The sequence below is a fragment of the Olivibacter sitiensis DSM 17696 genome, from assembly GCF_000427965.1.
GTDB lineage: Bacteria > Bacteroidota > Bacteroidia > Sphingobacteriales > Sphingobacteriaceae > Olivibacter > Olivibacter sitiensis.
Genome location: NZ_ATZA01000096.1, coordinates 1 through 2,470, shown reverse-complemented (window position 1 = coordinate 2,470; position 2,470 = coordinate 1). Strand labels below are relative to the sequence as shown.

Annotated in this window: 3 protein-coding genes; 2 read left to right on the top strand and 1 reads right to left on the bottom strand. The window is 49.2% G+C overall.

The genetic code is table 11. From position 1 onward, the window contains the following. Positions 1-114: 114 nt before the first annotated feature. Together A37S_RS0122390 and A37S_RS26490 are read left to right on the top strand one after the other, a co-directional pair. Positions 115-1,182 carry a histidine kinase gene (locus A37S_RS0122390; RefSeq protein ID WP_028298871.1) on the top strand — a complete coding sequence of 356 codons (1,068 nt, stop codon included), beginning with the start codon at positions 115-117 and terminating at the stop codon, positions 1,180-1,182. Then, positions 1,175-1,918 carry a LytR/AlgR family response regulator transcription factor gene (locus A37S_RS26490; protein ID WP_051293400.1) on the top strand — a complete coding sequence of 248 codons (744 nt, stop codon included), beginning with the start codon at positions 1,175-1,177 and terminating at the stop codon, positions 1,916-1,918. The genes A37S_RS0122390 and A37S_RS26490 overlap by 8 nt, the downstream gene beginning before the upstream one ends. Here A37S_RS26490 and A37S_RS0122380 read toward each other — a convergent pair. After that, on the bottom strand, positions 1,915-2,145 hold the full coding sequence (locus tag A37S_RS0122380; RefSeq protein WP_028298870.1) for a hypothetical protein: 231 nt from the start codon (positions 2,143-2,145) through the stop codon (positions 1,915-1,917). The genes A37S_RS26490 and A37S_RS0122380 overlap by 4 nt on opposite strands. Between the last annotated feature and the right edge of the window lie 325 nt (positions 2,146-2,470).

Genomic DNA, 2,470 nt, shown 5'->3' with positions numbered 1-2,470 from the left:
CCGTAACATTTAGGGGATGGATTCTTAAAATATCCCTGTTCATCTTCGCTTTTACATTGAACAAGATTATATAACTAGCAACTTGAATTAATTAACAAAAATTCAACCAAATGTATGGATACGGTACGCATTGAATCAACCAAGGGTTTTCGGATATCCCTTCTCTGGCAGCTGCTATTGATAATGGTGTACATAGTGGCTTTTGCTATAAACAACTTTTTAAATTACCACAAAAACGCATGGGAGTCCATACCCGTGGCCTGCTGCCTGGTGGCTGTCTTTTATCTCCTTGCCACTTTTGTCAAGGCCTTTTTGGAGGGTGGCAATAGGCGGTTTCTGTTTAGTCTGGGCAGCAGCATCATCGCCTTCCCGGCAGTAGCTTGGCTAGTGGTCTACGTGCTGTTGCCCGCGGTGGGGATTGTGCTGTACAAGGCAGATATACCCTTTCGGCCCGTGGAGTTTCTATCCAAGTCCATCTCCACGCTCAGCACCCTGCTGTTGGCCCTTGTGATCTATACATTTGCCCTGCTGTACGTGCGCAAGGTAAAGAAGATATTGCTGCTGGAAAAACGCATACGGCAAAAGGCCGAGGAGCTCAACCAGCTCAAAAGCAAGGTGCTGCACAGTTTTTTGCAATCGCATTTTTTCCGAAACAGCCTGCATAGTATCAGTAGCCGGGCCGTAGTGGCCAATGAGCCCTTTATATCCACCTTGCTGAATCACCTTCACTTTGCGCTGGACTACTCCTGCTATTACCTCAAGAGCGGGGCTACAAGGGTATCCATAGAGCGCGAGCTACACTTTGTAAAGCACATGGTGAGCAGCATAAGGCTGTATTATGACGATCCGGATACCGTGGTGTACAGCGAAAGGGGCGAGCCCGCTGGCCAGTACATTGCTCCCCTTAGCCTCCCCACTCTCATTGAGAACATACTCACCCATGGCCTTGTAAACAGGACACATCCCATTTATATAGAATGTATCATGGAAGAGAACCTGTTTGCGTTTGCCTGCACCAATAGCGTGGCCAGAGAGCATAAGAAACAGCATCGCCAGGGAGGCGATGGCCTGCACATGGTAGAGCAGGGGCTAGAGCTAATGGGTGCCGCTCGCTACAGCCTGCAATGCACAGAAATGGGGGATACCTTTACCGTCCGCCTGACCATTAATTACGATGAATGAAAGAAACCTTACACTTATAATTGTAGATGACGATGCGCACAGCCTGCGCCTACTGGATAAATATGCCTCTGGCGAGAGAGACCTACAGGTACTTGCCAGGTTTGAGAGCGCCACAGAAGCACAGGATTACCTGCTGGAAAACGAGGTAGACCTCCTGCTGATAGACATAGAGCTGCCAGATGGAAATGGAATGGACCTGGTGGCGGCCATACCGAGCGGGTGGCCTCTGGTCATTTTCATTACGGGCCGGAATAATGTAGGCTATGCCACGCGCGGCTACAGGCTCCATGCCGTAGACTACCTCACCAAGCCCTTTTCCTATGCCCATTTTACCGAGGCTATCAACAAGGTACGCCAACGGCTGCAAATGCCCCATGCCGGGCAGGACCGGAGCATGGGCAGCTTCGTCCTGCCCGGCACCGGTGGGCGCGAGATATACTATGCCGATGTCAAGCTGGCCAACGTGGCGCGTAACGACAGCTACATAGAATTCATGGACGGCGAGGTGCTCAAATACAAGATATCGCTCAGTAGGCTGAAGGAGATACTGCCGCCAGAGCTCTTTATACAGGTAAGCAAAGACTTCCTATTGGCTGGTAAACTAATAAAGGGCTACGACTCATACTATGTCTATCTACGGCATGATACACGCAAGTTTCCCTTGGGAAGGCCATTCAGAAAATCGCTGAAAGCATTTTTGGAAGAGCGCAACAAGAAACAGAACAACAGGGGTTAATCGGGCAAGAACATCACCAGTTGCCGCCGGTGCAAGAAGTCCAGCAGCTCCTCAAAACAGGCTGTACCTAGGTAGTACTGCTCCAGCAATTGGTTGCTGCCAAGGGCAAAGAGGTCTTTCAAGGTATGCAGCTCGCGCCGCGCACACCGACTTTTAAAGGCCTTGCTCAGCTCGCCGTGTTGCGCGATGGGCAGGGAAATAAACTCTTGGATGGAAACATGGGTCATGGGGATGGTATAAAAAAATGTAGCGGGCAACCATCATCCCATTTCAACCACTGCGACGCGGCTCACACGAAGAATCTGGCGCCCGCATGATCGGGCGTCCAGCTGATTCTTCTTCGTGTAGATCAAAATGTAGCAGTTTTCGGTTACAAGAACAATAGCTGTCGCTATAAATTATATGTCAATCAATCTGTTAATTCAATAGTATGTCGTTTATGTAAAACAAATAATGTTGTCTGGAGCAAAGATAGTTTTTTTTAGTAGCAAGACGCAAGACATAAGCAGCAAGACAGATACTGGTTCAAGTTTAAGCGTGGGGAGCGAGCCA